Genomic DNA, 26,864 nt, shown 5'->3' with positions numbered 1-26,864 from the left:
GACGGGAGACAGCACATGAGTCCGGCAGCCACCCGGCACGATCCCGAACCGGAGGAGAGCCTGCTCCTCCCGGCCGCCATCACCCGGCGAATCTCACCGGAGCGTTCCGCCGCCATCGCGGCGCGGATCGGAATCGCGCTGGGCATCGCGGTCGTGGTCTGCTTCGCGACCGGACTGATCAGCCACTGGGTGCAGCATCCGCCGGTCTGGTTCCACTGGCCCGCCAACCCGCCGTGGCTCTACCGCGTCACCCAGGGCGCGCACGTGATCTCCGGCGTGATGGCGATACCGCTGCTACTGGTCAAGCTGTGGTCGGTGTTCCCGCGGTTGTTCGCCCGGCCGCTGATCGGCAATCCGCTGCGGCTGCTGGAACGCGGATCGATCGCGCTGCTGGTCGGATCGATGATCTTCCTGCTGGTCACCGGGCTGTTCAACACCGCGCAGTTCTATCCGTGGAAGTTCTTCTTCACCAGCACCCACTACGCCATGGCCTATATCGCGGCCGGCGCGCTGGCCGTCCACCTGGCCGTCAAACTCCCGGTGGTGCGGACCGCGCTGGCCCGCCCGGCCGGCGGAACCGAACCGGCCCACCCGGCGGGCGATGCCACCGGTACCGAATCCGAAACGCCCTACACCGCACCGCCCTCCGGCACCCGCTTCTCCCGGCGTGGCCTCTTCGGCGCCACGGCCGCCGCCACGGCGCTGGCCGGACTCGTCGTGGCCGGGCAATCGGTGCCCTGGCTGCGCTGGGTCTCGGTATTGTCACCCCGGACCGGCGAAGGGCCCCAGGGGCTTCCGGTGAATCGCACCGCCCACGCCGCGGGTGTCACCGAACGCGCACAGGAATCCGGCTATCGCCTCACGGTGGTCACCGGGACCACCGAGCGCGTCTTCTCCCGGGCCGAACTCGAGGCGCTACCGCAGACCACGGCCATCCTGCCGATCGCCTGTGTCGAGGGCTGGAGCGCATCGGCGACCTGGTCCGGGATCCGGATGCGCGATCTGCTGGACGCCGCCGGTGGCTACCGCGGCGGCGATATCGCGTTGCAGTCCCTCGAACGGGGCGGCCTCTACAGCCGCACCCTGCTCCCCGATACCCATGTGGTCGACGATCAGACCCTCGTCGCGCTCCGCCTCAACGGCGAAGAACTCTCCCTCGACCACGGATACCCCTGCCGGCTGATCGCCCCGAACCGGCCCGGCGTCCTGCAGACCAAATGGCTGTCCAGAATCGAGGTACGCGCATGACCGCCGTACGGATACTGCTCGTCCTCGGCGGCATCTGGCTCGCCTGGTACGGAGCGGATCTGGTCCTGGAGCAGAACTCCCGGGACCTGATGTCGACCGCCACCTGGTTCCTCGGCGGCATCCTCGTGCACGACGCGCTCATCGCACCCGTGTGCGCGGTCGTCGCCGTGGCCGTCCGGGCGTGGCTGCCGCCGAACTGGTGGGCCTCCATCGTATGGGGCGGTCTGTGCACCGCCACCCTGCTGGTGATCTCGATCCCGGTCCTGCGCCGTTCCGGTGCGATCGCGGGTAACCCGACCGTCCTCGATCGCGACTATCCCACCGGTCTGCTGGTCGCGCTGATCGTGGTCTGGGTCGTCGTCGCCCTCGATATCGCCCGCCGCCATCTCCGTGCCCGGACACCGCACCGCACCCTCACGCAGAAAACCCCCGACCCGAGGACCCGGCCATGACCGAATTCCACGACCTGCGCGCGCTTTTCATCAACGCCACCTTGAAACGCTCGCCGGACACCAGCCACACCCAGGGGCTGGTCGATATCAGCGCGAACATCATGCGCAAGAACGGGATCGAGGTATCCCATATCAGAGCGGTCGACCACGATATCGCTGCCGGTGTCTATCCGGATATGACCGAACACGGCTGGCCGTCGGACGAGTGGCCCGCGCTTCAGGAGCAGGTGATGGCCGCCGATATTCTGGTGCTGGCGGGCCCGATCTGGCTGGGCGACAACAGTTCCGTGATGAAGAAGGTCGTGGAACGGCTGTACGGGAGTTCCGGAGTTCTCAACGACCGGGGCCAGTACGCCTATTACGGCCGCGTCGGCGGCTGTCTGCTCACCGGCAACGAGGACGGTGTCAAACACTGCGCGATGAACCTCCTCTACAGCCTGCAGCATCTCGGCTACACCGTCCCGCCGCAGGCCGACGCGGGCTGGATCGGCGAGGCCGGCCCGGGTCCGTCCTATCTGGATCCCGGATCCGGCGGCCCGGACAACGATTTCACCAACCGCAACACCACCTTCATGACCTGGAACCTCATCCATCTGGCACGTTTGCTGAAGGACAACGGCGGTATCCCGGCGCACGGCAATCAGCGGTCGGAATGGGACGCCGGCGCCCGGTTCGATTTCGAGAATCCCGAATACCGGTAGCCGCGGCACCCGGCCCTCACGGGGCATCGGTGGCACCGGGCGGCACCCCGCCGGTGCGGCTAGAGTGCCTGGGAGTCATATTCCGATCGAGGAGACCTCCCGTGAGTTCCGAGGGCACGCTGCCGCCCGACGATGTCCTGACCGATCGGCTCCGCGCCGGCGACGAACAGTATTTCCAGCTGGTATTGGACGCATGGTCCGGTTCGATGCTGCGGCTGGCCCGGTCCTTCGTCTCGTCCAACGCCTCCGCCGAGGAGGTCGTCCAGGAGACCTGGCTGGCCGTTATCCGCGGAATCGACAATTTCGAGGGCCGCGCCGCGCTCAAGACCTGGGTGTTCCGGATCCTGGTGAACACCGCGAAGAAGCGGGGCACCAAGGAGAGCCGGACCATCCCTTTCGGGAGCCTCACCTCCGACGACGAAGGACCCACCGTCGACCCCGGCCGTTTCCGGCCGGTCGGCGATCCGTATCCGGGGCACTGGCTGCCGGGCGAACAGCCGCGGCGCTGGTCGGAACCGGAAAACGCCGCCGAACGCGCCGAGATCCTGCGGGCCGTCGGCGCCGCGGTCGCCACCCTGCCCGAGCGCAGCCGCATCGTGATCACCCTGCGCGATGTGGAAGGATACAGCTCGGAGGAGGTGTGCGAGATGCTCGATATCTCGCCCGGCAATCAGCGCGTGATCCTGCACCGGGCCCGGGCGGTCGTGCGGGCGGCGCTGGAGGACTATTTCGAGGTGCAGCGGGCGGTGCGCCCGTGAACTGCGACGAATTCGTGGAACTGGTCACCACCTTCCTCGACGGCGCGATGGACGAAACGGCCGAACAGCGCTTCGTCGAACATCTCGCGCTGTGCGACGGCTGCGACGTCTATCTGGACCAGTTCCGCCGCACCATCCGGACCGTGGGCGAGTTACCGCCCGACAGCATCTCCGAGGCGGCGCGTGGAAAACTTCTGGCCGCCTTTCGCGATTGGCGGCACTGAACCGCCGGGTCCGAGCGACGCGACCGGCCCCCAGCAGTATCCGGAGCCCCACACCGTCGTAATGCGCTGTTGCGCGCCGAGCTTGGCGCGCAGCCGCTTCACATGCACGGTCACCGTGGACAGATCTCCGTATTCCCAGCCCCAGACGCGGGACAGCAGCTCCCGGCGAGCGAACACCGCGCCCGGATGCCGGAGCAGGAAGATCAGCAACTGACATTCCCGGCGGGTCAGCTCCACCCGCGCGCCGTCGACGAGAACGACCTGGGAATCGGGCCACACCCGGATACCGCCGTCGCGCAGCTCCGCGCCGGCCGGCGCCGGCGACACCCCGCACCGGCGTAGCACCGCGGCGACCCGCAGCGCCAACTCCCGCGGACTGAACGGTTTAGCGACACAGTCGTCGGCGCCCGCTTCCAGGCCGTGCACCCGATGTCCGTCCTGACTGCCGAGGGCGGACAGCAGGATGATCGGCAGATCCGGCCGGTGTGATCCGGCCCGGATCTCCCGGCAGATATCGAGACCGCTGCGGCCGGGCAGGCATACCTCGAGCACCGCCAGGTCGATGGAATCCTCGTCGCCGCCGGAATCGGCGCCCCCGCTCAGCGCTGCCAGCGCGGTCTCGCCGTCGCTTTCCTCGAGCACTGTCAGCTCGTCCCGTTCCAGGTAGGTCCGCACCACCGCACGGGTCACCGGATCGTCGTCGACGACCAGCACTCGTGGCCGTGCCGTACGCCGGCGCCCGGCACCGGATGCACTCGCCACCCGGCACCCCGTCAGGACTGAACTGTTCTCCACGGCGCACAGTGGCGCCGGGTCCGGGATTCGTTACGGACATTGCCCGCGCCGGGATAGAATGCGCGGGATATCCGCAGGTGGCAACCGACCCGAAGGCTGCAGGCAATGGATTGCGACGAAGCGGCAGAACTCGTCACGGCATTCCTCGACGGAGCGCTGGACGAGCCGAGCGAAGTGCGGTTCATCGAGCACCTGGCCGCCTGCGCGGCGTGCGAAACCTACCTGGAGCAGATCCGCGGCACGGTATCGGTCATCGGCGGCCTGGCCGACGAGCCACCTACCGGACTGAGCACCACGACCCGCGACCATCTACTCGGCGCGTTCCGGGAGTCCGCTGCCCACCGCTGGACCGGAATCGTGGCAGCGGCCGCCCGCTATTGCCCCTACGCGGCGCAGGTGCTGATGCTCGACGCGGTATTGCGCGACCTGCCGGACGCCGACTGGCTCCGGCCGGTGACCGCCCGGGGAAATCCCGGCGAGCCGGTTCGGTCGATCCGCGAGACGGTCGCCTGCCTCGCCGCCGCGGACAACGTGCTCGCCCGGTATCTCGGCGAGCCGGACACTGCTCACGCTCCCGACGAGCCCACCACGCTCACCCCTCTGCCTACCTTGCCGGTGAGCCGGGTGCGGACCCGGTGGTTCGCGCAGGCAGCCCGGATCTGCGCGGCGCTCGGCAGTACGCCGCCGTCGACGATGATCCCGCTGCGCGCCGGACTACCCCTCCCCGACGCGGTGCGCGCACGCGCGCTGGAAACCTGGATACGCACAACCGATATCGCGGAGACCGCCGAGGTGCCGGTGCCCGTTCCGAAGCCCGAGACCTTGACGTCCATCGCCGACCTGGGTGTCCGTATGCTGCCGGCCGCGTTCCGGGCGGGGCGCCGCGAGCCGGCCGGCGGCACTGCCGAGATCACCCTCTCCGGCCCGGGCGGCGGCCGGTGGACGGTCCCACTGGCATCCGGTGACCGGCGCGGCCCGGTGACCTCCATCGATATGGATATCGTCGATTTCTGCCTACTGGCCGGCGGCCGCCGCGATCCCGCTACCGTCACCTACCGGGCCGACGGCGACCATGCGCTGGCCTCCGATCTCCTCGCCGCCGCACCCGCTGTCACCGGCCCGGGGGCCTGACCCGCGGTATCCGGTCGCCCGCTGCGCACCCCGGTCCGAAGCCGGGTGTGCGGCGAGCGGGTCAGACCGCCCCTGCTACCGCCGGTTTGGCGATCCGCCCGAGTTCCGCGCGGCCCGCATCGCTCTGGGTCATTACTGCTCCTGTCGTGAGTTGTCGAGGTATCGAGCCGCCCATATCGCGAGGACCCGCGCGGAGTACGCCGCGTCACCGCGGTCGGTGAGCAGATGGTCGGCGCCGTCGAGGCAGACGAACGATTTCGGGTGCGCGGCGGCGTCGTAGATGCGCCGGGCGTTGTCCACACCGACCACGCTGTCCTGGGGTGAGTGCAGAATCAGCAGGGCGCGGCGCAGTCGCGCGATCCGTGCCAGCTGCTTCTGCTCGCGCAGATCCGCCACGAATTCCCGGCGGATCCGGATATCCCGGCCACCCAGCCGGATGGTCGACTCACCGGCCGCTTCGATCACCGCCGATTCGGCCTCGAACAGATGCTCGACATGGGCGGGTTCGGCGGGCGCCCCGATGGTCGCGACGGCACGGACCTCCGGAATCGATTCCGCGCAGGCGAGGGCCGCCGCACCACCGAGTGAATGCCCGATGAGAATCGCCGGAGGCGCCACCGTGGCGCGCAGATGGTCGGCAGCGCAGACGAGATCGCCGATATTGGTGCCGAAGGTGGTGTCGGCGAATTCGCCGCCCGACGCGCCGATACCGGTGAAATCGAAGCGCAGGACCGCGATCCCGTGCCGGACGAGTTCCCGAGCGATCCCCGTGGCGGCCGCGGAATTCCTGCCGCAGGTGAAACAGTGCGCGAACAGCGCGACCACCTTCGGCGCGTCGGGGGGACGTTCGAGTACACCGGCCAGGCGGGTACCGGTGATGCCGTCGAAGTAGACGCGTTCCCGGTTCACGACGGCGCGCCCGCCGCCGGGATGATCTCGTATCGCATACCGCACAGTGGCAGTGGGGAATCGGATCGTTACAGGGTCGCGCGGCCGAACGGCGACGCCCCGGCCCACCGGAATCCGGCGGCCGGGGCGAGTCCCGTCGGTATCGGTCTCAGCGGGAGATCACGGCACCAGGACGAGCCGGATCGGGTCGCCCTCTTTGGTCTCCAGGGCGCGCACCGCCGCGGGGGCATCCGCCAGCGGCAGTACCCCGCTGACCGACCGGGAGAAGTCGATACGGTGCAGCCGCCGCAAATTCACCAGCTCGAGCACATGCTCCGGCGCCGAACCGTAGTGCCCGCGCAGTTGCTGCTGGAAGTAGCTGAAAGCGGTTCCGTCGGTGACGGTGATCGGCTTATCGGTCAGCCCGACCAGCACCAGCCGGCCCGCCGGCGCCAGACAGCGCACCGCCTGCTCACGCACCGCGGGCACACCCGCGAAGTCGAACGCGGCCGCGAGCCCCACGCCGCCGGTCGCCGCCAGCACAGCGCTCCGCAGGTCCGGATCGGCGGCATCCAGGGCGATATCGGCCCCGAATTCGAGCGCCCGCTCCCGCGCGGCGGGCAGTGGGTCGACCGCGATGATGGGCGCGGCGCCGGCCAGTCTCAGCAACTGGACACCGTGTGCGCCCAGTCCGCCGATTCCCCACAGACCCACCGGCTCGGCCGGGCGGATCTGCGCGGTGGCGGTGATCGCCGCCCACGGTGTCGATACCGCGTCCGGGATGAAGCAGGCCTCCTCGAAAGGCAGCTCGTCCGGAATCGGCACCACGGTATCGACGGAGGCGAGTGCGTATTCGGCCCAGCCGCCGTCGTAGTCGACACCCCGCGTGTAGGTGACGCCGTCGCGGATCTCACCGGCCTGCAACAGCACTCGGTCACCGACCTGCGGTCCGGCGACACCGGGGCCGAGCCGGTCGACGGTCCCCGCGACCTCGTGTCCGAGGACGACCGCCTCCTCGTGCAGGAACAGCGGTGTCAACATGCCCTCGATCAGATGCACATCGGAGAGACACACACCGGCCGCCCCCACCTTGATCAGCACCTCCCCCGGCCCCGGCACCGGAGTCGGCACCTCCTCGACCCGGAAACGCTTATCGGCCTCTGCCCCTGGATACAACCTCGCGGCAAGCACGGGATCCGGCTCCTCTCCTCACTGTCGGATGGGACGCTTCGGACGATATGCCCCGGCGCCGGCCATGACGGTGTGTACGGCTCCGGCTCGCCGGGCCTATGGTTCGAGCGGCCACGTAACGCGGGTGGGGGCGGACGACACAATGCTCGGTCGCGGCCGGTCCGGCCCCCGGCTCAGGCCGGGCTCAGCGCGGCGGCCCCGAACGAAACGGAGAACCGCTCACACCAGATGGTCACCGTGCGCAGCGCGTCGAGATCGGTGCCCGGGGGCACCGCGTAGTTCTGGTTGCCCTCGTTCCCCTTCAGCGCACCGAGATCGACGTAGGCACCGTCGTCGAGATTGGTTCCCAGACCCGGTTCCACCGGCCGGTCGCTGAGCCACACCCGCAGCGCGGGACCGTCGGAAGTGCGCAGATCGTCCAGTGGCAGCCACCCCGCCCACCGTTACAGCGAATGTCACGTCACACCCCCGGCCGGGCACTGTGCCGACACCCGACAGTGGAGGTTGGAATGGATGTCGCGCTGACACATCCGAATTCGCCCGGCCCGCATGCCACCCACATGTGGCCGACCCGCGCGGCCGCGGCGGACTATATCGAGGCCACCTGTTTCACGCTGCGGCCACTGAATATGGTTGTGGTGCTGCGGGACTCGCAAGGCGGCACTATAGTCCGAGAGCGGAGTCACGAGATCAGTCGGTGGTCGTTACGACCAGCGCCGAGACAACCATCTGGAACCCGGGGGACCTGGAAGATGGACAGGCACGCTCAGTCGACCATGATGCCCGGCGATTTCGCCGGACCGCGAACCGCCCTGTATTCGCCGGAATTCGCGGCGGACCCGCCGTCGCACTACCGCGAGATGCGCCACCGCTACGGATCGCTGGCCCCCGTAGAGCTGGCGCCCGGGATACCGGCCACCCTGGTGATCGGCTATCACGCCGCGCTACGAATCTTCAACGATCCGGAACATTTCCCCGCCGACCCACGGAACTGGCAGCGCACCGTGCCCGCCGACTGCCCGGTACTGCCGATGCTGGAGTACCGGCCCAATCCCATTCGAAGCGCGGGCTCCGAGCACGTTCGGTACCGCTCGGCCGTGGCGGACGCACTGGGCGGCGTCGATATGCACCGGTTGCACGCGACCGTCGAGGAGCTCGCGGTCCCGCTGATCAATTCGTTCTGCGAGACCGGCTACTGCGATGTGCTCAGCCAGTACGCGCAACCGCTCGTCTTCGCTTCGCTCAGCGCCATGCTGGGCGTGCCGCCGGAGATCGGACAGCGGGCGTCGGAAGGTATGGCGTTGATCTTCGGGATGGACGACGCCGCCGCCGGTAACGCGATGCTGGCCGACGCCCTGCTGGAACTCGTCCACCGCAAACGGGCCGCACCGGGCGACGATGTCACCAGCCGGCTCGTACAGCACGAAGCGGGGTTGGACGACGAGGAGATGATGCAGCAGTTGGTGCTGCTGTACGGGGCGGGGCTCGAACCGCCGCAGGATCTGATCGTGAACACTCTGCTGCTGATGCTGACCGACGACCGGTTCGCGGCGACCGTACTCGACGGCAGCCTGTCGACGCGGGACGCGCTCGACGATGTGCTGTTCAACGATCCGCCGATGGCGAACTTCTGCATCAGCTATCCACGCCAGCCCATCCTGGTGGACCGGACCTGGCTCCCGGCTCATCAGCCGGTGGTGATCAGCATGGCCGCCTGCAACAACGACCCCGCCATCCGCCGCGGTGAGATCATCGACAACCGGTCTCATCTGGCGTTCGGTCTGGGTCCGCATGCCTGTCCGGCCCAGTCGCCGGCCATGCTGATCGTGCAGGATGCCATCGACCAGCTCCTCGACGCGCTGCCGGAACTCGCGCTGGGGGTCCCGCAGCCGGAATTGCAGTGGCGGCCCGACCCGTTCTACCGGGCCCTGGTGTCGCTGCCGGTCGAGTTTCCGCCGAGCCCGCCGATCGGCGGCTTCGGGTAGTCACGAGGAGTTCTCGATGGAAAAGCACATCACCCCGGTAGTTCTCGACCCGGCGGGCGCGGATATCCAGGCCGAGAGTGCCCGGCTCCGGGACCTGGGTCCGGTGGCCGCCGTCGAACTCCCGGGCGGGGTACACGCCTGGTCGGTCACCGATGCGGCACTGCTCAAAGAGCTGCTGGCCGGGCCGGAGGTCTCCAAGAACGCCGCGCAGCACTGGCCGGCCTTCCGTAACGGTGAGATCCCCGCCGACTGGCCGCTGACCCCCTGGGTCGCGGTGCAGAACATGTTCACCGCCTACGGCGACGATCACCGCCGGCTACGCCGGATCGTCGCACCCGCGTTCACCCATCGGCGCACCACCGCCCTGAAACCCAGGATCGCCGAGATCACCGAGGACCTGCTCGGCGCGCTCGCCGCGATACCGCCCGGCACGGTCGTGGACCTGCGGGAACAGCTGGCCTACCCGCTACCCATCCGGGTGATCTGCGAGCTGATGGGCGTACCGGGACATATGCACGCGAATCTGCGGAAATGCGTGGACGGGGTTTTCGATACCTCCCTGTCACCCGAGCAGTCCCAGGAGAACTACGCGGACCTGTACGCGCTGATGTACGCCTTGATCGCCTATCGCCGGGAGAACCCGGGCGATGATATGACCAGCCTGCTGGTCGCCGCCTCCGATGATCCCGAAACCGCGCTCGGCGAAAAGGAACTGGCCGATACCTTGATGCTGGTGATCGGCGCGGGTCACGAGACCACGGTGAACCTGCTCGACCAGGCCGTCTTTCAGCTGCTCGTGCAGCCCCGGCACCTTGCCGGCCTGGCCGCCGGCCGTATCTCGTGGCCCGACCTGATCGAAGAGGTGCTGCGTTTCGAGGCCCCGCTGGCGCATGTCCCGCTCCGGTTCGCCGTGCAGGACCTGACGGTGGGCGGTGTCGCGATCACCCGCGGCGATCCGATCCTCGCCGGCTACGCCGCCGCGAACCGCGATCCGAACGTTCACGGCGCCACCGCCGACGAGTTCGATCCCGCCCGCCCGGTCAAGGACCATCTCGCCTTCGGCTACGGCGCCCACCACTGTCTGGGCGCACCGCTGGCCAGACTGGAGGCGACGGTGGCCCTACCGGCCGTTTTCGAACGCTTCCCCGAGATGGCACTCGCGGTGCCGCCGGAGGAACTGGGCTCGGTGGCGAGTTTCATCTCCAACGGCCACCGTCATCTGCCGGTGTACCTGAACCAGACCCGCTGACGCACCGGGCCGCCGACCTGCATGTTGGCGATCCGGAGCGCTTCCCACTGGTGAACGGCGCCGTAAGCTACGTCGGTCACGACTACTGCAGGCCCGGCCGGAGTTCGATCCGCTCCGGCCTGCCCACCCGCCGCCGAGGAGCCAGCAGTGAGAAGCCGCGCCGCGCGGTGGTCGATACCGATCATCGCGTTCGTCCTCGCCCTGCCGCTGTGCTCGGGCTGTGCGATCGACAAGGGCACCGCCCTCGCCGCGGATTTCGAAAAGCACTGGGCCGGCAAACCGGACGTCGAGAAGGTCGAGGTCAAGGGCTACAACACCCTGCCCTTCGCCGGACTGGCGACCGGAGTACTCGTCCTCGCGGACGGCACCCCGCCCGACCGGGTGGTCGAGCGGGCATACGAGCTGAGAGACTATGTCGCGCGCCACGGCTCGGTCACCGGGCGGATAGCCGCGGGCGGCTTCACCGTCACCGTCGACGCGGACGAGACACGTACCCGCGAGGTCATGGCGCTGTGGCGATCGCTCGCGGCGGACCAACTCGTGCCGGAAGGCGATATCCACCGGTCGGTGTCGAAGATCGGCTACCGCTGGCAGGTCGAGGTCACCGCGGTTGATTCCGCCGCAGCGATGGCGGCGTTCGACAATCTGACCGGCGGCACCGGCCCCCACCGGCCCCTGTCGGATGTGACCTCGGTCGAGGTGCTCACGCGGCGCGGCGCGCGGGGCGGCATCCGCGTCCGAACCGATGCCAACGGCGCGCGGCCGACCGACGCGATCGCCGCGTATGAGGCGGTGGTCGCCGAGTATCCGGTCTCCGGTGCAGTTCTGGAACCCGCCTCCGCGCGGATTGTCGTGGCGAAAACAACGGACCCGGATGCCGCCCGCGAACTGGCACGAACCGCCGCGCCCGGCCTGGGTCCCGCCGCCCTCACAGTCACCGTCGAAGGCGGCGCCTGACCGCCGGTCGGGCAGCGGTCCCGCACCGGGGCGGCCTTCCGCACGTCTACCGGAAAACAGCACGAAGGAGCATGCCGGGTGACAACCCATCTGACCATGAGGATTCCGCCCGTGATGCTCACGGACCTGGAGCGTGCGGGCGCGCCCGTGGTCGTCCGGAACACGATCGATCTCGTCGACGAATCCCGGACGCCCCGGACGGTCGCGTATGTGGAACGCGAGCTGCCGCCCGGCGGAATCCCCGACTACCTCGCGGCACGCAAAACCGGGGCCCGCTCGTTCGTCCTGTGGGCCGACGAGCACCGTACCCACCGGGTCGCCACCCTGCTGACCAGGTCAGCGGACCGCGGAGTAGCGACGTATCAGGTCCTCGACGCACACGGGGCAGTCATCGGCACGCTCGTACGAGAGAAAGCCTTCAGAGGCAAGGGCGTACGCACCCGCTGGACGATGCGCCGGGCCGACGGCGGTGAAGCGGTGGGCTACAAAGGCCGGATCCTCTGGTGGCCGATGTGCTGGCTGCTCTTTCCGCTGTTGCCCTTCGTCGTTGTTGCCGCCATGTTCCAGAACGGCGACGTCCCCCGTTCCCCTCGGCGCGTCAAATGGCGTGGGGACGGCCGGCTGCTCCTGGATTTCAGACCCCTGATGGACCGGCTGGAGCTGCGCGCACCCGAGGTGGACTGGCGGCTGGCGGCGGCCCAGCTGGCTCTGCTGCGTTCTTTCGACGGCTGGTTCCACGTTTCCTGGGACAGCCGCAAGAAGTGACCGCTGAGCAAGACAGCACCATTCGTCCGGTGGCGCCCTGAGCGCGGCCTGGATAGCCGCACCGCGCAATCCGGCGAGCGGAGCGTCCGCCCGGGCACGTATTTTCCCGGGCGATCCGGTGCGGACCTACGCTCGGGCCGGCGCCCGTTCCTTATCGCTGGACTGTTCGTAGCTCTCCCAGAAGGTGGCGCCGGCGATCCCCAGCGATTTCGGATCGAACACCGGATCCACCCCGGCTCGCTGCTGCTTCTCGTAGTCGCGCAGCGCCTTGTACGCGGGCTGCTGCAGGATGAGAATCCCGACGATATTGAGCCAGGCCATCAGCCCGACCCCGATATCGCCCAGCGCCCAGGCTTCCGCCGCGGTCGATACCGCGCCGACCACCACCGACATCAGGATGAGCGCCTGCAGCACAACCGTCGCACTCCACCCGGCCGACCGGCGGAGGAACGGAATCGTCGCGGTGCCGTACTTGTCGAGCAGGAAGCGCAGATTGGTTTCCGCGATGTAGTAGTAGGCGATGATCGTGGTCAGGCAGAAGAACGCCAGCGATACCGCGACGAAGGTCGATCCGGCGCCGCTCCAGAGCGTATCGAAGCCGACCTGGACGAAGCTGGGTCCGACGGCGACATCGGAGGGTAGGGCGCCGCCGTCGGCGAGGGTGGCCCCATCGGCGGTCCCGCCTTCGAAGACTCGGTAGGCGCCGGTGGACAGGATCAGGAAACCTGTTGCGCTACAGACGAACAGCGTATCGAAGTAGACCGCGAAGGCCTGGACGAATCCTTGTTTCGCCGGGTGCGAAACCTCGGCGGCGGCCGCGGCGTGCGGACCGTTGCCCTGCCCCGCCTCGTTGGAGTAGATACCGCGTTTGACACCCCACATCACCGCCGCGCCGATGATCGCGCCGAATGCCGCGCCCGTACCGAAGGCGGCCCCGAAAATCGTGGTGAGAACCGAAGGTATTTCGCCGGCGTCGACCACGACGACGATCAGGGCGACCAGCATGTAGCCCACGGCCATGAACGGCACGACCACCGACGCGAAGGCCGCGATCCGTTTGACACCGCCGACGATGACCACCGCCAGCACCAGCGCCGCACCGGCCGCCCCCACCCACTCCGATATCTCCCACGCCTGCTGCATCGCCGACACCATGGAGTTGGACTGCACCCCGGGCAGCAGCACACCGCAGGAGAGCACGGTGACCCCCGCGAAGAGGAACCCGTAGACCTTGAACGCCGGGGCCGCCTTGGTATGCGCCATCGCCCTGCTCAGGTAATACGCCGGTCCACCACGGTATTCGCCGGTGATCCGATCACGGGTCTTGTAGATCTGGCCGAGGGTGCACTCCACGAACGATGTCGAGGCCCCGAGAAAGGCCATCGCCCACATCCAGAACATCGCTCCCGGCCCGCCGAACGCGATGGCGGTCGCGACACCGGCGATATTCCCGGTTCCGATCCGCCCGGACAGCGATATGGCCAGTGCCTGGAACGACGAAACCCCCGACGCGGATTTCTCCCCCTTCACCATCAATCGGATCATCTCCGGCACCTGACGCAACTGCAGGAACCGGGACCGCACCGAGAAATAGATACCCGCCGCCAGGCACAGGTAGACCAGCGCGTCGCTCCATACGTAACCATTGACCGTATCGAGAAACTCTGCCAAAACGGATACTCCTTCGAATCTGCGTCGATCCGCATGGTCGCATACGTGACCATGTCAGGAATGACCGTTCGGTGACACCCGTGTAAGAGATCTCGACCGGTCCGCGGCCTGGTTCCACATCACCGCGCCGGCGACCGGTTCCTCCACGGGCCAGGCATCACCGGCGGCGTCCTCGGCCGGCGGCACGACCGGTCCCCGGGACGGAACACGTTCAGGTGGTGAAACGGTTCTCGCGCGGCGCGCCCCGCCCGAGGGCGGGGCGGACTCGCACCCTCAGTGCGCGGTGCCGGCCTCTCGGGGCTCCGTGTCGGCCGACCGCGCATGGTTCGTGGCGGTCAGGAACACCGGCCGGTAATCGGTCCGGGTCTCCGGCGCGGGGCTGCGCTCGGTGGTTTCGGGATTGCTGAACAAGTCGGTTCCGCTGGTGTGCACAGATCGTTCTTTCGTCGAATCGTCGATGGTGTCGGTCTCTTTCCGGGAGGAGGCGCACGGCTCGGTGCGCCGGAGGTTTCGGCCGGGGTTGCCACCCGGCCGCCGCCGGTGGTGTTCGGCCGGTACCGGGTGCGACGCACCCGGCTCGGCCGATCTGTTCCGGATCTCTATCCGCGTCGGGTGCTGCGTTCGGTATCCCCCTGGCCGCGTGTCCGCCCACCGCGGCGCCCGGTGCCCCCGGGCGAGGAAGTAAACGTTCGGTCGCGCCATATCCACGTCCTGACTCGATCCGGACGGATCGGTGTGGGCGACCAGGCGGACCGCAGGCCGATCACCGCCCGCGGCGCGGACCACCTCAGCCTACGCCTCGCCCCCGGACCCGACGGCGTGGCACCTGATAAGGGCCACCACCACACCGCACTCAGCGTCGATCCCGGAAGACTTCCACGTTCGGTCGTCCCTGGCCGTAGGCCGCCCAGCCCGGAGTCCCGTTGCGGGCGAAGGCGACCCAGGCGCGGTGCATTCTGCCGGCCAGATCGGCCGGGGCAGGGACAGGGCCGAGCAGACCGGTCTCGCCGTGCAACCAGGGTTCGTCGGCGATATCGAATACGAAGGGGAGTTCGACGGTATGGGCCGCGCCGAGCCGCCCGCCGAGAGCCGTCGATCGATGGGCGAACGAGTAGGCATACGTGCGACCACCCGAAATCCGCGCATGCGCCTGCGTCAGCCGCGTGGTACCCGCCCCGAACAGGGCTTCTCCGAGGACGGCGGATCGTAGCTCTCCGGGCGTGGCGGCCGGGTTCCCGGCCCGGCATGCGGCGATCGCGGCCGCCGGGTCCGGGTGGACCCGCCCGGCGAGTTCGCACACGTCTGCGTCGGTGGAGGTTTCCAGGCTGCCCTGCGGCACCAGGTACAGGTGCCCTTCCTCGGTGTTCGTGCCGATGAGCAAATCGATATCGGCGGCCGGCCCGGCGGCGAGATCGTCGGCGGGCTGGGTCGGGAGCACCGGGGCGAACGCACTGAGTCCGGCCAGCGGGTCCGTCGCGTCGTCGGTACGCAGGTCGATTCCGGAGAGCGCGGGCAGGATCTCCAGGAATCGCTCGTCCGGGATACCGGCGAACTCCGCCGCGGTCGGTGCGACCCCCAGCGCACCCGCGGCGGCCGCGGTGACCCGCCGCGCCTGTTCCGGGGTAAAGGCACCGGTTCCGCTGCCGCTCTGGACTATCGCCCGCCGGAACAGGCTTTTCGCCGCCGGTGTCGCGAGCAGGGCCGCGATGAGCGTGGCGCCCGCGGATTGGCCGAAGACGGTCACCGCGCCCGGGTCGCCGCCGAACGACGCGATCGTGTCGCGCACCCAGCCGAGCGCGGCGAGCACATCGAGCAGTCCACGGTTGGCGGGTGCGTCCGCCAGGTCGAGGAATCCGGGGATGCCGAGCCGGTAGCCGACGGTCACGAGAACCACGCCGTCGCGGGCGAACGCGCGGCCGTCGTAGAGAGCGGCACGGGTCGAACCGGTGACGAATCCGCCGCCGTGCACGAAGACCATCACGGGCCGCGCGCCCGTGTCGGCGGCCGGGGTGCGGATATCGACGGTCAGGTACTCCGCCCCCGGGATCCAGCCGGGGCCGAAGTATGGGGTCATATCGAGAAGGCCGAAATCGCGGGTGGGCTGGGGCGCCGTCGGCGCGGGCCGGGTGCCGTCACGGACGCCGGACCAGCCGGGATGTGGTTCCGGGCGGGCGAAGCGACCGGCACCGATCGGGGCCGCCGCATACGGGATACCGCGATAGAGTTCGCCGGCTTCGTCACGGATTCCGCGGACTGCGCCCGCGGGCGTTTCGACGACCGGGTACGAGTGCTGGGGCATGATCGATCTCCTGGGTGGGGCCGTTACGAGACGCGGGAGAAACCCGCCCAGTCCCTGATCGCGAATTTGGACCCGTTGCGCTGTACCTGCGCGGCGCCGCGGCCGCCGAAATGCGCGGGGAACACGAGCGCGTTGGTGTCGGCGGCGTGGCCCAGCAGTGTGTGGCGGGTCGCCCGCGACTGGGCCGGGTCCTCGCAGAAGCAGGAGTTGGTATCGGGTTCCACGATCTGCAGGGCGGTGTGGACGAGATCGCCGACGAACAATGCCCGGTCACCGCGTGACTCCAGCACGAGCACCGAGGATCCGGGCGTATGTCCGGGCGCCGGGTCCAGCCGCAGGTTCTTGTCGATCCGGTGGCCGCCCTCCCACAACTGCGTCAGGCCGGCCTCGTGGACCGGCGCGACGCTGTCCTCGAAGACGTTCTGGTTACCGCGGCCGAGCACCGGATCGTTGTCGTTGGCCGGGTTCCAGAATTCGAAGTCCCGCTGCGGCATCAGGTAGGTGGCGTTCGGGAAGGTCGGCACCCAGGTGCGGCCGTCGAGCCGGGTGTTCCAGCCGACGTGGTCGATATGCAGATGGGTGTTGACCACGAGATCGACATCCTCCGGCCGCACCCCGGCGGCTGCGAGATTGTCGAGGTAGCCGGTGGTCAGCCGGCTCCACACCGGGGCGTAGGGCCGCTCTTTGTGGTTGCCGACGCCGGTGTCGACGAGAATCGTGCGTCCCTCGCTGCGCAGCAGCCACGACTGGATCGCCGAGCGGCACTCACCGGTCTCGGTATCCCAGAAATCCGGCGCGAGCCAGTCCCGGTGCTCGTCCCAGGCGCCCGCGGGGCTGCCCGGGAAGAACTCGTCCGGCGTCATCTCGACGGTGCCGTAATACTCCTCGATACGGGTGACGGTGACGTCGCCCAGGGTGATCTGTTCCATCTGGTCGTCCTCGGGTCGGTGGTTCGGGGCCGGACGTCACCGAGCCTGGACGCGCGGACAGCAACGAACCACTGCCGGTTCGTCGTACCCCTGGCAGGGTGTGGCTGCGTCTGGGCCGCGATCTCATACTGGGGTGATGGACGGACCCGGCCCACTGGGCGATTTCCTGCAGGCCAGAAGGGCGCGGCTGCGCCCCGAGGACGTCGGCCTGCGGGACCTCGGCCCGCGCCGGCGGGTGGCCGGGTTGCGGCGCGAGGAACTGGCTCAGCTGGCCGGCGTCAGCGTCTCCTACTACGCGCGGCTCGAACAGGGCCAGTCCCGCGCGGCGTCGGCGGAAGTGCTCGGCGCGATCGCCCGCGCCCTGCTGCTCGACAAACACGAACGCGCGCATCTCGACCGTCTCGCCGACGCCGCCCGCCGCGCACCCCGGGCTCGCCGCTCCCGGCCCGAGAAGGTCGCCGCGGAGACCCGGGAACTACTCGGCGCGGTCGAGGACATCCCCGCGATGGTCCTCGGCCGCCGCACGGATGTACTGGCGTGGAACACCCTCGGGCACGCACTGCTGGCAGGTCACCTGGATTTCCACGATCCCGACGATCCGGCCCGGCGGCCGAATATCGCTCGCATGCTGTTCCTGGACCCGCACTGCCGCGACCTGTACACCGACTGGAAGCGCAAGGTCCGCACGGTCGTCGGCAGCCTGCGCGTCGCCGTCGGCAAATTTCCGGACGACCCGCAGCTGGCGGAACTGATCGGCGAGCTGACGATGAAGAGCCCGGAATTCGTCACACTGTGGCGAGACCATCGCGTGAAACCCTGCGACGGAGCATCCTATGAACTGCGTCATCCGGCCGTCGGCACGATGACGGTGACCCAGCAGACGCTCTCGATCGCCCGCTCGCCGGAACAGGCGCTGGTCCTGTGCACCACGCCCGCCGGTTCCCCGTCCGGGGAAGCGCTCATCCTGCTCCGGCGGATGAGTCCCGGCCCGGCGTCGCCGACGGTGCCCGAGCGGGCCCCGTCGACCGGAAAGCCGTCCTGAGCAGCACTCCCACGCGGCCGCCCCGGACCGCGATTCCGGGCGGTGCCGGCGCCTGTCGTCCCCGCGCCGCACTACGCACAACTTCCCACAGTTGAGGGTTCAAGCATCGGCTCCGAGGGTGCGACCCGAGACAATTGATCTTCGGGCGAGAGACAGGCACTGAGGACGGTCGGATGGCGCAATCACCACGAGTCGAGTTACTCGGTGATCGGGCTTGTGGGCCGGCGAGGGTGTTGGGTCGGCTGGTGGTCGAGAAGGCGCGCGGGCGGTCGGATCCGTAGTGACGGTCCAGCTTCCGGACGGTATCCCGCCCTGGGTCGCCGACCTCGTCATCGGTCATATCCCGGTGGGCGACCCGGAGGCGATGCGACGCTGCGCCGACTACCTGTCAGCGGCGGCGGACAATCTGGCCCGCCGCTCCCGCGAACTCGACCAGTTCACCCTCGACACCGTCCGCGCGTCGATGGACAGCGAAACCAGTGCGGCGCTGGAAGAACTGCTGACACGCAACGCCGCCGACATGCGCGCGGTCTCCGAAGGCCTCGACACACTCGCCCGCAAAATCTACGAAGCCGCCAACGCCCTCGAATTCCAGCAATACCTGGCGGTAGGGATCGCCATCGCGTTGACCGTCCAGCTCACCGCGTCGCTGGTCATGTTCGCCGCCGGCGGGTCGGTGATCGGGCTCGCGCAACGACTCGCCGCCAAAGAAGCCGTCGTCCTGGGCTGGCGCAACATGCTGACCTGGATGGCGCAGATCCTCGCCAGATGGATTGTGCGGTTCCCGCGCCTGTCGATGACCCTCGGCGCGGCCGCGCTCGGGATGGGCATCGGCGGCGGCGTCAACTACGGAGCCCAACGCCTGCAGGTCGCCGAAGGACACCGCGACAAAATCGCGTGGGGCGAAGTCGGAGTCGCCGTGCTGGCCGGCGGAGTCGGTGGCGTGGTGGGCGCCTCGGCCGGCCGCGCCGCCGCGGCCGCGGTGACCCGCCGCGGCCTGAACACCGCGTCCAGAGCGGCGCGGATGCGCAGGCAGGTGCTGGCGACGCTGGCCGCCGGCGCCTTCGGCGGTATCTCCGGCGGGCTGGCGGGCGGGATCGCGGCGTGGGCGGTCACCGGCGGGCAACTACGCGGCCGGGACCTGATGAACATGGCGGCGACAGGCTTCGGGTCCGGACTGGTCACGGCGGTGAGCTCCTCACTACATGCCGCCCGCGCCGCCGGACGCGCCGCCCCGCCGACCACCGATACCGCGATAACCGGCGTCCCCGCCCGGGGCCCGCGACCAGTAGGCCGGCTGGCGACCGCCACCATCCCGGACGGCCCACTCCGGCCGGTCACCGCGACCGGCGACGGTCACGCGCCCCCACCCCGGGACCTGTCCAGCACGGATATGGCACGAGGCCAAGAAGTTCCCCGCGACCTCGCCGGCGGGGTCGACGAAGTATTCCGCACTATCGATATCGACCCGGCCGCGTTCCCGGACGGCCCGGCCCGCAACGCCGCCGACGCCTTCATCGCCGAACAACGCGGCACCACCCGCCCTGCGGGCCCCGCCACCGAAGCCAACACCGGCACCGCACCGAAAGACCCCGGCACCCAACCAGCCACCTCCACCACAAACCGAAGCCCAGCCACAGCCACCGGCCCGACACCCGCAACGGCACACCCCACACCCACACCCGCGCCCGGAACGGCTCACCCACCCGCCGGTGGCGTATCCGCGCCGGAAGCAAGACCGGTTCGCGTTACCGCGCCCGTGGCCGCGACCCCCGACTCCGCCCCACCACGGATCTCGCTGGACTCCTCGAACACACCGTCGCGACCGGTAGCGGCCGCCCCCGAAGGCATCGGTGACGGGTCTGCGATGCGCCCTGCGATATCCGCTCCCGACGCCCCGGCCGGACCGGTCGGTGATGCCGGGCCGCCGGGCCCGGCGCCCGACGTATCCACCTACGCGGCGCCGGACGGCGGCGGGGACACAAATCCCCCGCCTGGAAGCACCGACAGCCCCCCACCGAGCTATGGTGACGGCGCCTGGAACGGCCCCGCCGCACCCGAGAGCTACACACCCGGCGAAATGTATTGCGCCCCTGAGGCCGTCGCCGACACATACCAGAAAACCGGCTACAGCGGCGTCGACCCGTCCGCCCTGCCGACCACCGCAGCCGCCCGCGGTGTCGAGGTGGTGAACTATGTGAAATCACTCGGCGGCGATATGCGACCCGGCGGCTGGGACACACCCCGCGCGCTCGTCGAGGATATCCGCACCGGCGCCGACTCCCGGCACGTCGCCGCGGCGATCCAGATGAAACACGGTGCGCACGCCTTCACCGTCACCAAAACCGAAGCCGGGCACACCATAATCCACGAACGCGTCGGCAACATCGTCCGCGATATCTCCTCCCAAGGCTGGATCCGCGAACACCCGGTCGACGGCACAGGCCGCCGAATCGGCCCCGACCGAGTCACCCACGACCCCGACGCCCTCGGCACCTGGCTCACCGGACTACCCGAGGTCGTCATCACCAACGGAGTCGAATTCATCGACGGCCGACCCGTACTCCCACTCAACGGCGCGGAACCCGGCGGCCCCGACGGACTCCGCCCCGGCCTCGACGTGCCCTGGGACCCACTCGGCAACCTCCCAGAAGGCGCCACCGCCCTCTTGGAACGAGACGCGGCCCCGCCCCCCGATCCCGAAGCGGCGCCCTTGAACCCGGCAACCGAGGCAGCGTTCGCAGACCTGGCCCGGATGTTCGACCGACCCTCGGCACCGGTATCAGCGGACCTCGGCCCGGTCACTGCCCCGGAAGCGGCCGCGAACCCAGCAACCCAACCGGCGCATCGAGCCACCGAACCGAGAGCGAATCAGCCGGCCGATAAGTCGGCGGGCCCGGTCGCCGAAACCACTCCGAATCGACTGACCGCCTCCGCCGACCGGTTCGCCGGGCCCATAGCCGACGAGCCTTCGACAGGCCGGGCCGCCCAACCGCCGAACCGCTCCGCTGAGCCGCCCGCGGTAACAGGCTCGCGCGACGATGCCGGATCCGCCGCAGCGCCCGCACCGCACCCCGATTCCGGCAGTCCGGAAACCGCGACCACCACCCCGAAATCCGCGGTATCCGCCGATCCGACCCCCGGCGTCCGCGCGCCCGCCGCCACCAGCCCTGCGGACACCCCCGCGACCGCCACCCGGGGCGCGGCCATGGGCACCACCGGGTTCGACGAACAGCCCCCCGAACCCGAGGAATTCCGCCCCCGGCCCCCCGGCCCACTCGTGACCATGCCCCGCCCGAGCCTCATCCCCGACCCCGGCGAATACGGCACCACCTACCCGATGGAATTGCCCCCGGAATACGAGCGCACCCAAGGCGACTACATCCAGATCCCCGGCGTCCCCCACACCGAAGACGACGACACGAACCGAGAAACGGTCCTGCCCCGAGAACTCTCGGAATCACGCCCCAGGATCCCCGCCGAGCGCCTCCGCTTCCAGCCCTACGACCCCGACCAGGAAACCCCCGGCGAATCCGACCCACACGCCGAACCCCCCGCGACCCCCTGGGCCACCCCGCCACAACGGTTCTCGGCCGCACCCCCCGCACACCTCCCCGCCACCCCGGCCACAGCACCCACCGACACCTCCCCGCTACCGGGCCATTACGCGAAACGCCCCGACGACACCACCCCCGGCGCCCCCACCGACCCATCCCGGCGCCCGAGCCTCAACCCGCACAGCCTCGACCACGCCCCACCCCTCAGCGGCATCCCCGACCACACCACCGGCCCCGCAGCCCCACCCGCCCCACCACCGGGAAAACCGGCGAAAACCGCCCGCCCCGTCCCCTGGGCCCAGGCCGGCACCGGCGACCCGGCACCCGGGAAGAAGCGGCGTGAGCCGGCCCTTGAACAACAGAACGTTCCGGCCACGTCTCCGCCGCCGAGCCACCGACAAGCAGACGACGAGCGGGCGTACGACCTCGACCCTGCTTCGAATCCGGTGTCCGCGGCAGTGGTGGACCCCACCGCGGCTCCCGCATTCGATCGTATGGAGGCGGCATATTTCCTGCCCGTGTTCGAGGACGCGATCGAGGTGCAGTCGGCCGCCATCGAAGCCATCGTCGCCAATCCAGGACCGTGGACCCCGGAGAACACCCTGCGCCCGTTCATCGATTCGGGGCGGCTGCTGGGTGCGGTGAAACCGCTGTTCAGCGAGAAGGCCGCGGTAGACCGCGATACCGCGACCGCGCAGCTGGAGCCGAGGATCGCCGAGTTGAAGGCGGCTCATACGAGCCGGGTGCTCACCGACCCGGGTTTGGCGGCGATCTTCGCCTACCTCCATGAACACCGCGATGACTTCGAGCTCAGCGAGCGGGACCGCGGATTCCTGGAGCGCAAGCATCAAGCCTTCGTGGACGCGGGCGCCTACCTCGCCTCCGACCAGGACCGGCGCGCTCTCGCCGCGCTGGACCGCGAAGTGTCGGAACTGCAAACCGTTTACAAGGATAATCAGGAGAACGCGGCCAAGGATTTCGTGCTCCGCGTATCCGATGCCGAAAAGCTCGACGGTCTGACACCGGAGCAGATCGCCGGCGCCCGCGATCGCGCCGGCGCCGCCGGGGGATACGCACTGCCCAAACCCAATGGAGCCAGCTCCATCTGGCATCCGTACCTGCCCTATTTGAAAGACCCCGAGCTGAGCCGGGAGCTCTATGAGAAGGTCGCGGGTCTGGCCGTCGGCGGCGCGCACGACAATTCGGCGAATGTGCTCCGGCAAGTCAGGGCTCTGGCAGTGCGGGCCCGGATGACGGGTCACGAGAACTATGCCGACTATGTGTTGTCGGGGGGCATTTTCGATTCGGTGCGCACTGTCGGAAACATTCTGGATCAGATCGCGCCCGCGGCGGCCACCGCGGCCCGGGTGGAGCTCCCACTTCTCGCCGCCGCGATCGGGGAAGACGCGGTCCGGCCGTCGAACCGGAGCCGGGCCGTCGAGACTCTCATCACCCAACGCGTCGGGCTCGACAGCCAGCGTATGCGTGAGTTCTTCGAGCTCGACTGTATCCTCGTGGACGGCGTTTTCGGCATCGCCGGGGATCTGTTCGGGTTGACCATCAGTGAGGTCACCGCGGCCGAAAAGCCGCCGGTCTGGCACGAGGACGTCCGAGTCTTCGCGGTCGCCGACGAAACCGGGAACCACCTGACCGATTTCTATTTCGATCCGTACTCGCGTGCCGGCAAGAACGGCGGCGAATGGACCGACCCGATTCGGCTGAGAGATACACCCGGCGGACGGCCGCCGCTGGTGGGTGTGCACCTCAACCTCGAGAAGCCGATCGCCGGCATGCCGACTCTGCTGGCTCCCAACGAGGTGAGCACCCTGTTCCACGAGTTCGGGCATGCCCTGCACTTCCTGATGAGCGAGGGACCCTATGAACCGGCCGAACGTCATCTGGTTTTCGGCTGGATCGAATTCGTGGCCAAGGTGTTCCAGCAATTGTGGAATCACCCCCGGGTGCTCCCCCGGTTCGCGGTGCATCACGAGACCGGGAGGCCGATGCCGCCGGAAGACCTGGCGAAACTCGACAAATGGCTGTCGGCGTACCGGGGCACCACCACCGTCTTCCGCCTGACCGGTGCCTATATCGACAAGGCCTGGAGTTCGCTGACTCCCGAGCAGATACCGCGGGTCCCGGCGGGCGCGGAGGCCCGGACGGTCGTCGCGCGGTTCGAACAGGACGTGCTCGCCGAGGCCGGTGTCCATCTACCCGAGATCGGCAACCTCTATCCGTCCCAGTGGTTCCGTCACCTGTTCGGTCAGATGGGTGGGTTCGGTACCTACTTCGGCCAGTACTCGGCATATCTGCTCAGCGATGTGCTCGCTCATATCGTTTTCGGCCGGCATATCGATCCCGCTGTCGCGCGGCACGGGATTTCCCGCGAGACAGGGAACATCCTCCGAGAACTGATTTTCCGGACGGAGGAGACCGACTTGGCGGGGGCGGTCCGGCGACTGGTCGGATCGAACCCATCGGTCGGGCAGTTCCTCGCCGCCGAAGGTCTCCTGTGGGCGAACGCGCTGGTCAAGCTCGACGCGATGGCCGACCCCGAATGGCTCACCACGCCGGCTCTGCGTCCACCCGGCACCGATCTCGTCGCCTGGTGGAACACCGAGCTGACCGCCCACGAGCGGGCAGCGATGATCCAGGCCTTCCCGGCCGAGGTGCTGGCGATGGGTATCGACCACACCCAGGAGACCGAGCACACCGCCACCGAGCGGCTGCGCACACCACTCCCCTACGCGGTGGCGGCACCACCGGTGCGGGCTCCGGCCGAAACCACTCCCACGCCCCCCGACGCGACCCCGCGCGATGCCGCGAGCGGCACGAAGAACTCCGCGGATACACCGTGGAGCGGGAGCAGCGATCATTCCACCACAGCCGCGGCGCAGGATTCGACTACATCATCGGTAGAGGAGCCGGCCGATACCGCCCCCCGGCCATCCCCCTGGCAACGGACGGCCGCGGCAGGGTCCACACCGCACAACGAGGACCGCGCAGCCGGTGCATCGAGAAGGCAGCACCACCGCCGCGCCCCGGTGCCGCGACCCCCTACCGAGCCCCTCGCGACAAATCTCTCGAGAAACGGTCCGCTCGATCCTGCCGTCCCGGCCCCGGCGATCCTGCCCGGACTGAAACAGCGCCATGTCCCCCCGGGCGCGGTGTGGTTCGCCTCCGGCCCCGGAGATGATCAGCCCAACGCGTTCGATGGCTCGAATTCCCAGGAGCGGGCAGCTCGGGCGGCACCGGCCGTCCCTGAGAACACCACCACGGGCGAGCACGCGGCGGGCCCCCCGGAGCAGGCGGCGGGGTCCGGTTCGTTCCCCATCGATCTGGAAACCGCCGACGTGGCCGCGCTGCGCCGGGCGATGGAGCAGGGGCATACCGATTCGGTCGCCGTGGTCGGTGCATACCTGCGCCGGATCGAAACCCTCGACAGATCCGGCCCGCTGTTGAACGCGATCAGGGCGGTGAACCCGGACGCGGTGCGGGACGCGGCCCGGCTCGACGCCGAACGCGGCGCCGGACAGGTTCGCGGGCCGTTGCACGGGATACCGGTCCTGGTCAAAGACAATATCGACGTCGCGGGTATGCCGACGACGGCAGGCGCGCTGGCGCTGCGCGATTCCTATCCCGATCGAGACTCGTTTCTGGTCGCCCGGCTTCGCGAAGCCGGGGCGGTGATTCTCGGGAAGGCGAATCTGGGGGAGCTGGGAAACTTCGTCACCGACAGCATGCCGAGCGGATACAGCGCGCTCGGCGGCCGGGTCCTCAACCCGTATGGCACCGAGCTGGATCCGATGGGTTCGAGCACCGGTTCGGCCGTCGCGGCGGCTGCGGGCCTCGCGGCGATCACCGTGGGCACCGAGACGGCCGGTTCCATCATCTGCCCGGCGGTGTTCAACTCGCTGGTGGGCGTGAAACCAACCGTCGGCCTGGTGAGCCGCACCGGTATCGTGCCGATCTCGGTCACCCAGGACACCGCCGGCCCCCTCGCGCGGACAGTGTCCGACGCGGCAGCACTGTTGACAGCTCTGTCCGGCCCAGACCCCGACGACCCCGCAACCGCGCGCGGTGCCACCTTCGCCGGAACCGACTACACGGCAATGCTGTCCACAGAGGCGTTGCGTGGCAGGCGGTTGGGAGTAGCGATCACCGCGCCCGATGCCGTCTACGGAGTGGCCGAGGATTCGACCCTCTTCGCCCAGCTCGCCGAAGCCCACACCGTGCTCCGGGAGCAGGGTGCCGAACTCGTACCGGTCTCCGTGGTCCCGCCCGGAGGCGAGCGGATCCCACTGTACGAATTCAAGCCCGCACTGGAGAGTTACCTCGCCCGCCTCCCGGCCGACGCACCGATCAAGACGTTGGCCGATCTGATCCGATTCAATATCGACCACGCCGGCGACGGTGCGATCGAGTACGGCCAGGAAGTACTGATGAAGGCCGAAGCGATCGATCTCGGCGATCCGGCCACCTACCGCAAGTACCGGGACGGCCTCGACCGCCAGCTCGCCACGTATCGCGCGGTAATCGACACCGCGCTCATCGCGAACCGGCTGGACGCCATTGTCTTTCCGCACTCCAACGCGTGGCAGGTGGCGCCGAAAGCCGGGTATCCGGCGGTCTCGCTGCCGATCGGATACGATCCCGCCACCGCGCAGCCCCACGGTATGACCCTGGTCGGCACCGCATTCTCCGAGGCGTCGCTGCTGGCGATGGCCTACGCCTACGAACAGGCGGCGCCGGTGCGCCGCCCACCCTCGGAGCTGAACCCCGCGGTCGCGCGCGCTCTGCTCGGCCGCCCACACTGATCGACGCAACCACCGACCAGTCTCGCCCCAAGATCTGCGGCGCCACCGCGGCAGCCCCGGACAGATGGCGTGCGGCCGATGCCAGGGCTGCACCCGCCTGAAGTGGTGCGGACCGCGCCGAATTCGACCGCCGAAGCGAGCCGGGCCCGGATTTATTGAAGGATGAATTCGCCTCACCACGAATAGCGCTTCCGACACTGCGATC

Annotated in this window: 19 protein-coding genes; 12 read left to right on the top strand and 7 right to left on the bottom strand. The window is 69.1% G+C overall.

Going from position 1 to position 26,864, the window contains the following annotated elements; genetic code table 11:
• Window positions 1–15: 15 nt before the first annotated feature.
• The 5 genes from AB0F41_RS15435 to AB0F41_RS15415 all read left to right on the top strand — a co-directional run bounded on the left by AB0F41_RS15435 (window position 16) and on the right by AB0F41_RS15415 (window position 3,383).
• On the top strand, window positions 16–1,248 hold the full coding sequence (locus AB0F41_RS15435) for a molybdopterin-dependent oxidoreductase (RefSeq protein WP_357424116.1): 1,233 nt from the start codon (window positions 16–18) through the stop codon (window positions 1,246–1,248).
• Window positions 1,245–1,700, top strand: coding sequence for a hypothetical protein (locus tag AB0F41_RS15430; protein WP_357424114.1), 456 nt, complete (start codon window positions 1,245–1,247; stop codon window positions 1,698–1,700). Before AB0F41_RS15435 ends, AB0F41_RS15430 begins: the two co-directional genes overlap by 4 nt.
• Window positions 1,697–2,401, top strand: coding sequence for a flavodoxin family protein (locus tag AB0F41_RS15425; RefSeq protein ID WP_357424112.1), 705 nt, complete (start codon window positions 1,697–1,699; stop codon window positions 2,399–2,401). Before AB0F41_RS15430 ends, AB0F41_RS15425 begins: the two co-directional genes overlap by 4 nt.
• A gap of 101 nt (window positions 2,402–2,502) precedes the next feature.
• Window positions 2,503–3,159, top strand: coding sequence for a sigma-70 family RNA polymerase sigma factor (locus AB0F41_RS15420; protein WP_357424110.1), 657 nt, complete (start codon window positions 2,503–2,505; stop codon window positions 3,157–3,159).
• Complete coding sequence (locus AB0F41_RS15415; protein ID WP_357424108.1) at window positions 3,156–3,383, top strand: zf-HC2 domain-containing protein; 228 nt, start codon at window positions 3,156–3,158, stop codon at window positions 3,381–3,383. The genes AB0F41_RS15420 and AB0F41_RS15415 overlap by 4 nt, the downstream gene beginning before the upstream one ends.
• On the opposite strand, the gene AB0F41_RS15410 is transcribed toward AB0F41_RS15415, so the two are convergent.
• The gene (locus AB0F41_RS15410) at window positions 3,312–4,145 is read right to left on the bottom strand and encodes a response regulator transcription factor (protein ID WP_357424106.1); all 834 of its coding nucleotides are present in this window, start codon (window positions 4,143–4,145) and stop codon (window positions 3,312–3,314) included. The genes AB0F41_RS15415 and AB0F41_RS15410 overlap by 72 nt on opposite strands.
• A 138-nt stretch (window positions 4,146–4,283) precedes the next feature.
• Between AB0F41_RS15410 and AB0F41_RS15405 the strand changes: the two genes are divergently transcribed.
• Window positions 4,284–5,309, top strand: coding sequence for a zf-HC2 domain-containing protein (locus tag AB0F41_RS15405; protein ID WP_357424104.1), 1,026 nt, complete (start codon window positions 4,284–4,286; stop codon window positions 5,307–5,309).
• A gap of 132 nt (window positions 5,310–5,441) precedes the next feature.
• Here AB0F41_RS15405 and AB0F41_RS15400 read toward each other — a convergent pair whose 3' ends face one another.
• The 3 genes from AB0F41_RS15400 to AB0F41_RS15390 all read right to left on the bottom strand — a co-directional run bounded on the left by AB0F41_RS15400 (window position 5,442) and on the right by AB0F41_RS15390 (window position 7,810).
• On the bottom strand, window positions 5,442–6,218 hold the full coding sequence (locus tag AB0F41_RS15400) for an alpha/beta fold hydrolase (protein WP_357424102.1): 777 nt from the start codon (window positions 6,216–6,218) through the stop codon (window positions 5,442–5,444).
• Between the two features lie 159 nt (window positions 6,219–6,377).
• On the bottom strand, window positions 6,378–7,388 hold the full coding sequence (locus tag AB0F41_RS15395) for a zinc-binding dehydrogenase (protein ID WP_357424100.1): 1,011 nt from the start codon (window positions 7,386–7,388) through the stop codon (window positions 6,378–6,380).
• A gap of 173 nt (window positions 7,389–7,561) precedes the next feature.
• Complete coding sequence (locus tag AB0F41_RS15390) at window positions 7,562–7,810, bottom strand: DM13 domain-containing protein (RefSeq protein WP_357424158.1); 249 nt, start codon at window positions 7,808–7,810, stop codon at window positions 7,562–7,564.
• Between the two features lie 330 nt (window positions 7,811–8,140).
• Here AB0F41_RS15390 and AB0F41_RS15385 point away from each other — a divergent pair, with 330 nt between their 5' ends.
• From AB0F41_RS15385 to AB0F41_RS15370, 4 genes are all read left to right on the top strand, one after another.
• Entirely contained in the window at window positions 8,141–9,373 is a 1,233-nt protein-coding gene (locus AB0F41_RS15385; RefSeq protein ID WP_357424098.1) for a cytochrome P450, read from the top strand.
• Between the two features lie 16 nt (window positions 9,374–9,389).
• Window positions 9,390–10,622, top strand: a complete 1,233-nt coding sequence (locus AB0F41_RS15380; protein WP_357424096.1) for a cytochrome P450 — start codon at window positions 9,390–9,392, stop codon at window positions 10,620–10,622.
• A gap of 147 nt (window positions 10,623–10,769) precedes the next feature.
• Entirely contained in the window at window positions 10,770–11,579 is an 810-nt protein-coding gene (locus tag AB0F41_RS15375; RefSeq protein WP_357424095.1) for a hypothetical protein, read from the top strand.
• Between the two features lie 78 nt (window positions 11,580–11,657).
• Complete coding sequence (locus AB0F41_RS15370) at window positions 11,658–12,344, top strand: hypothetical protein (RefSeq protein ID WP_357424093.1); 687 nt, start codon at window positions 11,658–11,660, stop codon at window positions 12,342–12,344.
• A 126-nt stretch (window positions 12,345–12,470) separates the two neighbouring features.
• On the opposite strand, the gene AB0F41_RS15365 is transcribed toward AB0F41_RS15370, so the two are convergent.
• The 3 genes from AB0F41_RS15365 to AB0F41_RS15355 all read right to left on the bottom strand — a co-directional run bounded on the left by AB0F41_RS15365 (window position 12,471) and on the right by AB0F41_RS15355 (window position 17,243).
• On the bottom strand, window positions 12,471–14,015 hold the full coding sequence (locus tag AB0F41_RS15365; RefSeq protein ID WP_357424091.1) for an alanine/glycine:cation symporter family protein: 1,545 nt from the start codon (window positions 14,013–14,015) through the stop codon (window positions 12,471–12,473).
• A gap of 853 nt (window positions 14,016–14,868) precedes the next feature.
• Entirely contained in the window at window positions 14,869–16,314 is a 1,446-nt protein-coding gene (locus AB0F41_RS15360) for a carboxylesterase family protein (RefSeq protein WP_357424089.1), read from the bottom strand.
• Between the two features lie 23 nt (window positions 16,315–16,337).
• Entirely contained in the window at window positions 16,338–17,243 is a 906-nt protein-coding gene (locus AB0F41_RS15355; RefSeq protein ID WP_357424087.1) for an MBL fold metallo-hydrolase, read from the bottom strand.
• Between the two features lie 136 nt (window positions 17,244–17,379).
• Here AB0F41_RS15355 and AB0F41_RS15350 point away from each other — a divergent pair, with 136 nt between their 5' ends.
• Window positions 17,380–18,285, top strand: a complete 906-nt coding sequence (locus AB0F41_RS15350; protein ID WP_357424085.1) for a helix-turn-helix transcriptional regulator — start codon at window positions 17,380–17,382, stop codon at window positions 18,283–18,285.
• A gap of 280 nt (window positions 18,286–18,565) precedes the next feature.
• Window positions 18,566–26,659: an amidase family protein gene (locus AB0F41_RS15345; protein WP_357424083.1), complete on the top strand. Its 8,094-nt coding sequence runs from the start codon at window positions 18,566–18,568 to the stop codon at window positions 26,657–26,659.
• The last annotated feature ends 205 nt before the right edge of the window (window positions 26,660–26,864 follow it).

This window comes from Nocardia sp. NPDC024068, assembly GCF_040638875.1.
In the GTDB taxonomy this organism is placed as follows: Bacteria; Actinomycetota; Actinomycetes; order Mycobacteriales; family Mycobacteriaceae; genus Nocardia.
Note: the sequence above shows the minus strand (reverse complement) of the source record. Positions and strands in the feature narration are given on the sequence as shown.

Bases quoted from the DNA above. Each gene is read 5' to 3' on its own strand.
- AB0F41_RS15430 (WP_357424114.1), top strand. From the start codon at position 1,245: ATGACCGCCGTACGGATACTGCTCGTCCTCGGCGGCATCTGGCTCGCC.
- AB0F41_RS15425 (WP_357424112.1), top strand. From the start codon at position 1,697: ATGACCGAATTCCACGACCTGCGCGCGCTTTTCATCAACGCCACCTTG.
- AB0F41_RS15380 (WP_357424096.1), top strand. From the start codon at position 9,390: ATGGAAAAGCACATCACCCCGGTAGTTCTCGACCCGGCGGGCGCGGAT.
- AB0F41_RS15435 (WP_357424116.1), top strand. From the start codon at position 16: ATGAGTCCGGCAGCCACCCGGCACGATCCCGAACCGGAGGAGAGCCTG.
- AB0F41_RS15360 (WP_357424089.1), bottom strand. From the start codon at position 16,314: ATGCCCCAGCACTCGTACCCGGTCGTCGAAACGCCCGCGGGCGCAGTC.
- AB0F41_RS15385 (WP_357424098.1), top strand. From the start codon at position 8,141: ATGGACAGGCACGCTCAGTCGACCATGATGCCCGGCGATTTCGCCGGA.
- AB0F41_RS15350 (WP_357424085.1), top strand. From the start codon at position 17,380: ATGGACGGACCCGGCCCACTGGGCGATTTCCTGCAGGCCAGAAGGGCG.
- AB0F41_RS15405 (WP_357424104.1), top strand. From the start codon at position 4,284: ATGGATTGCGACGAAGCGGCAGAACTCGTCACGGCATTCCTCGACGGA.
- AB0F41_RS15355 (WP_357424087.1), bottom strand. From the start codon at position 17,243: ATGGAACAGATCACCCTGGGCGACGTCACCGTCACCCGTATCGAGGAG.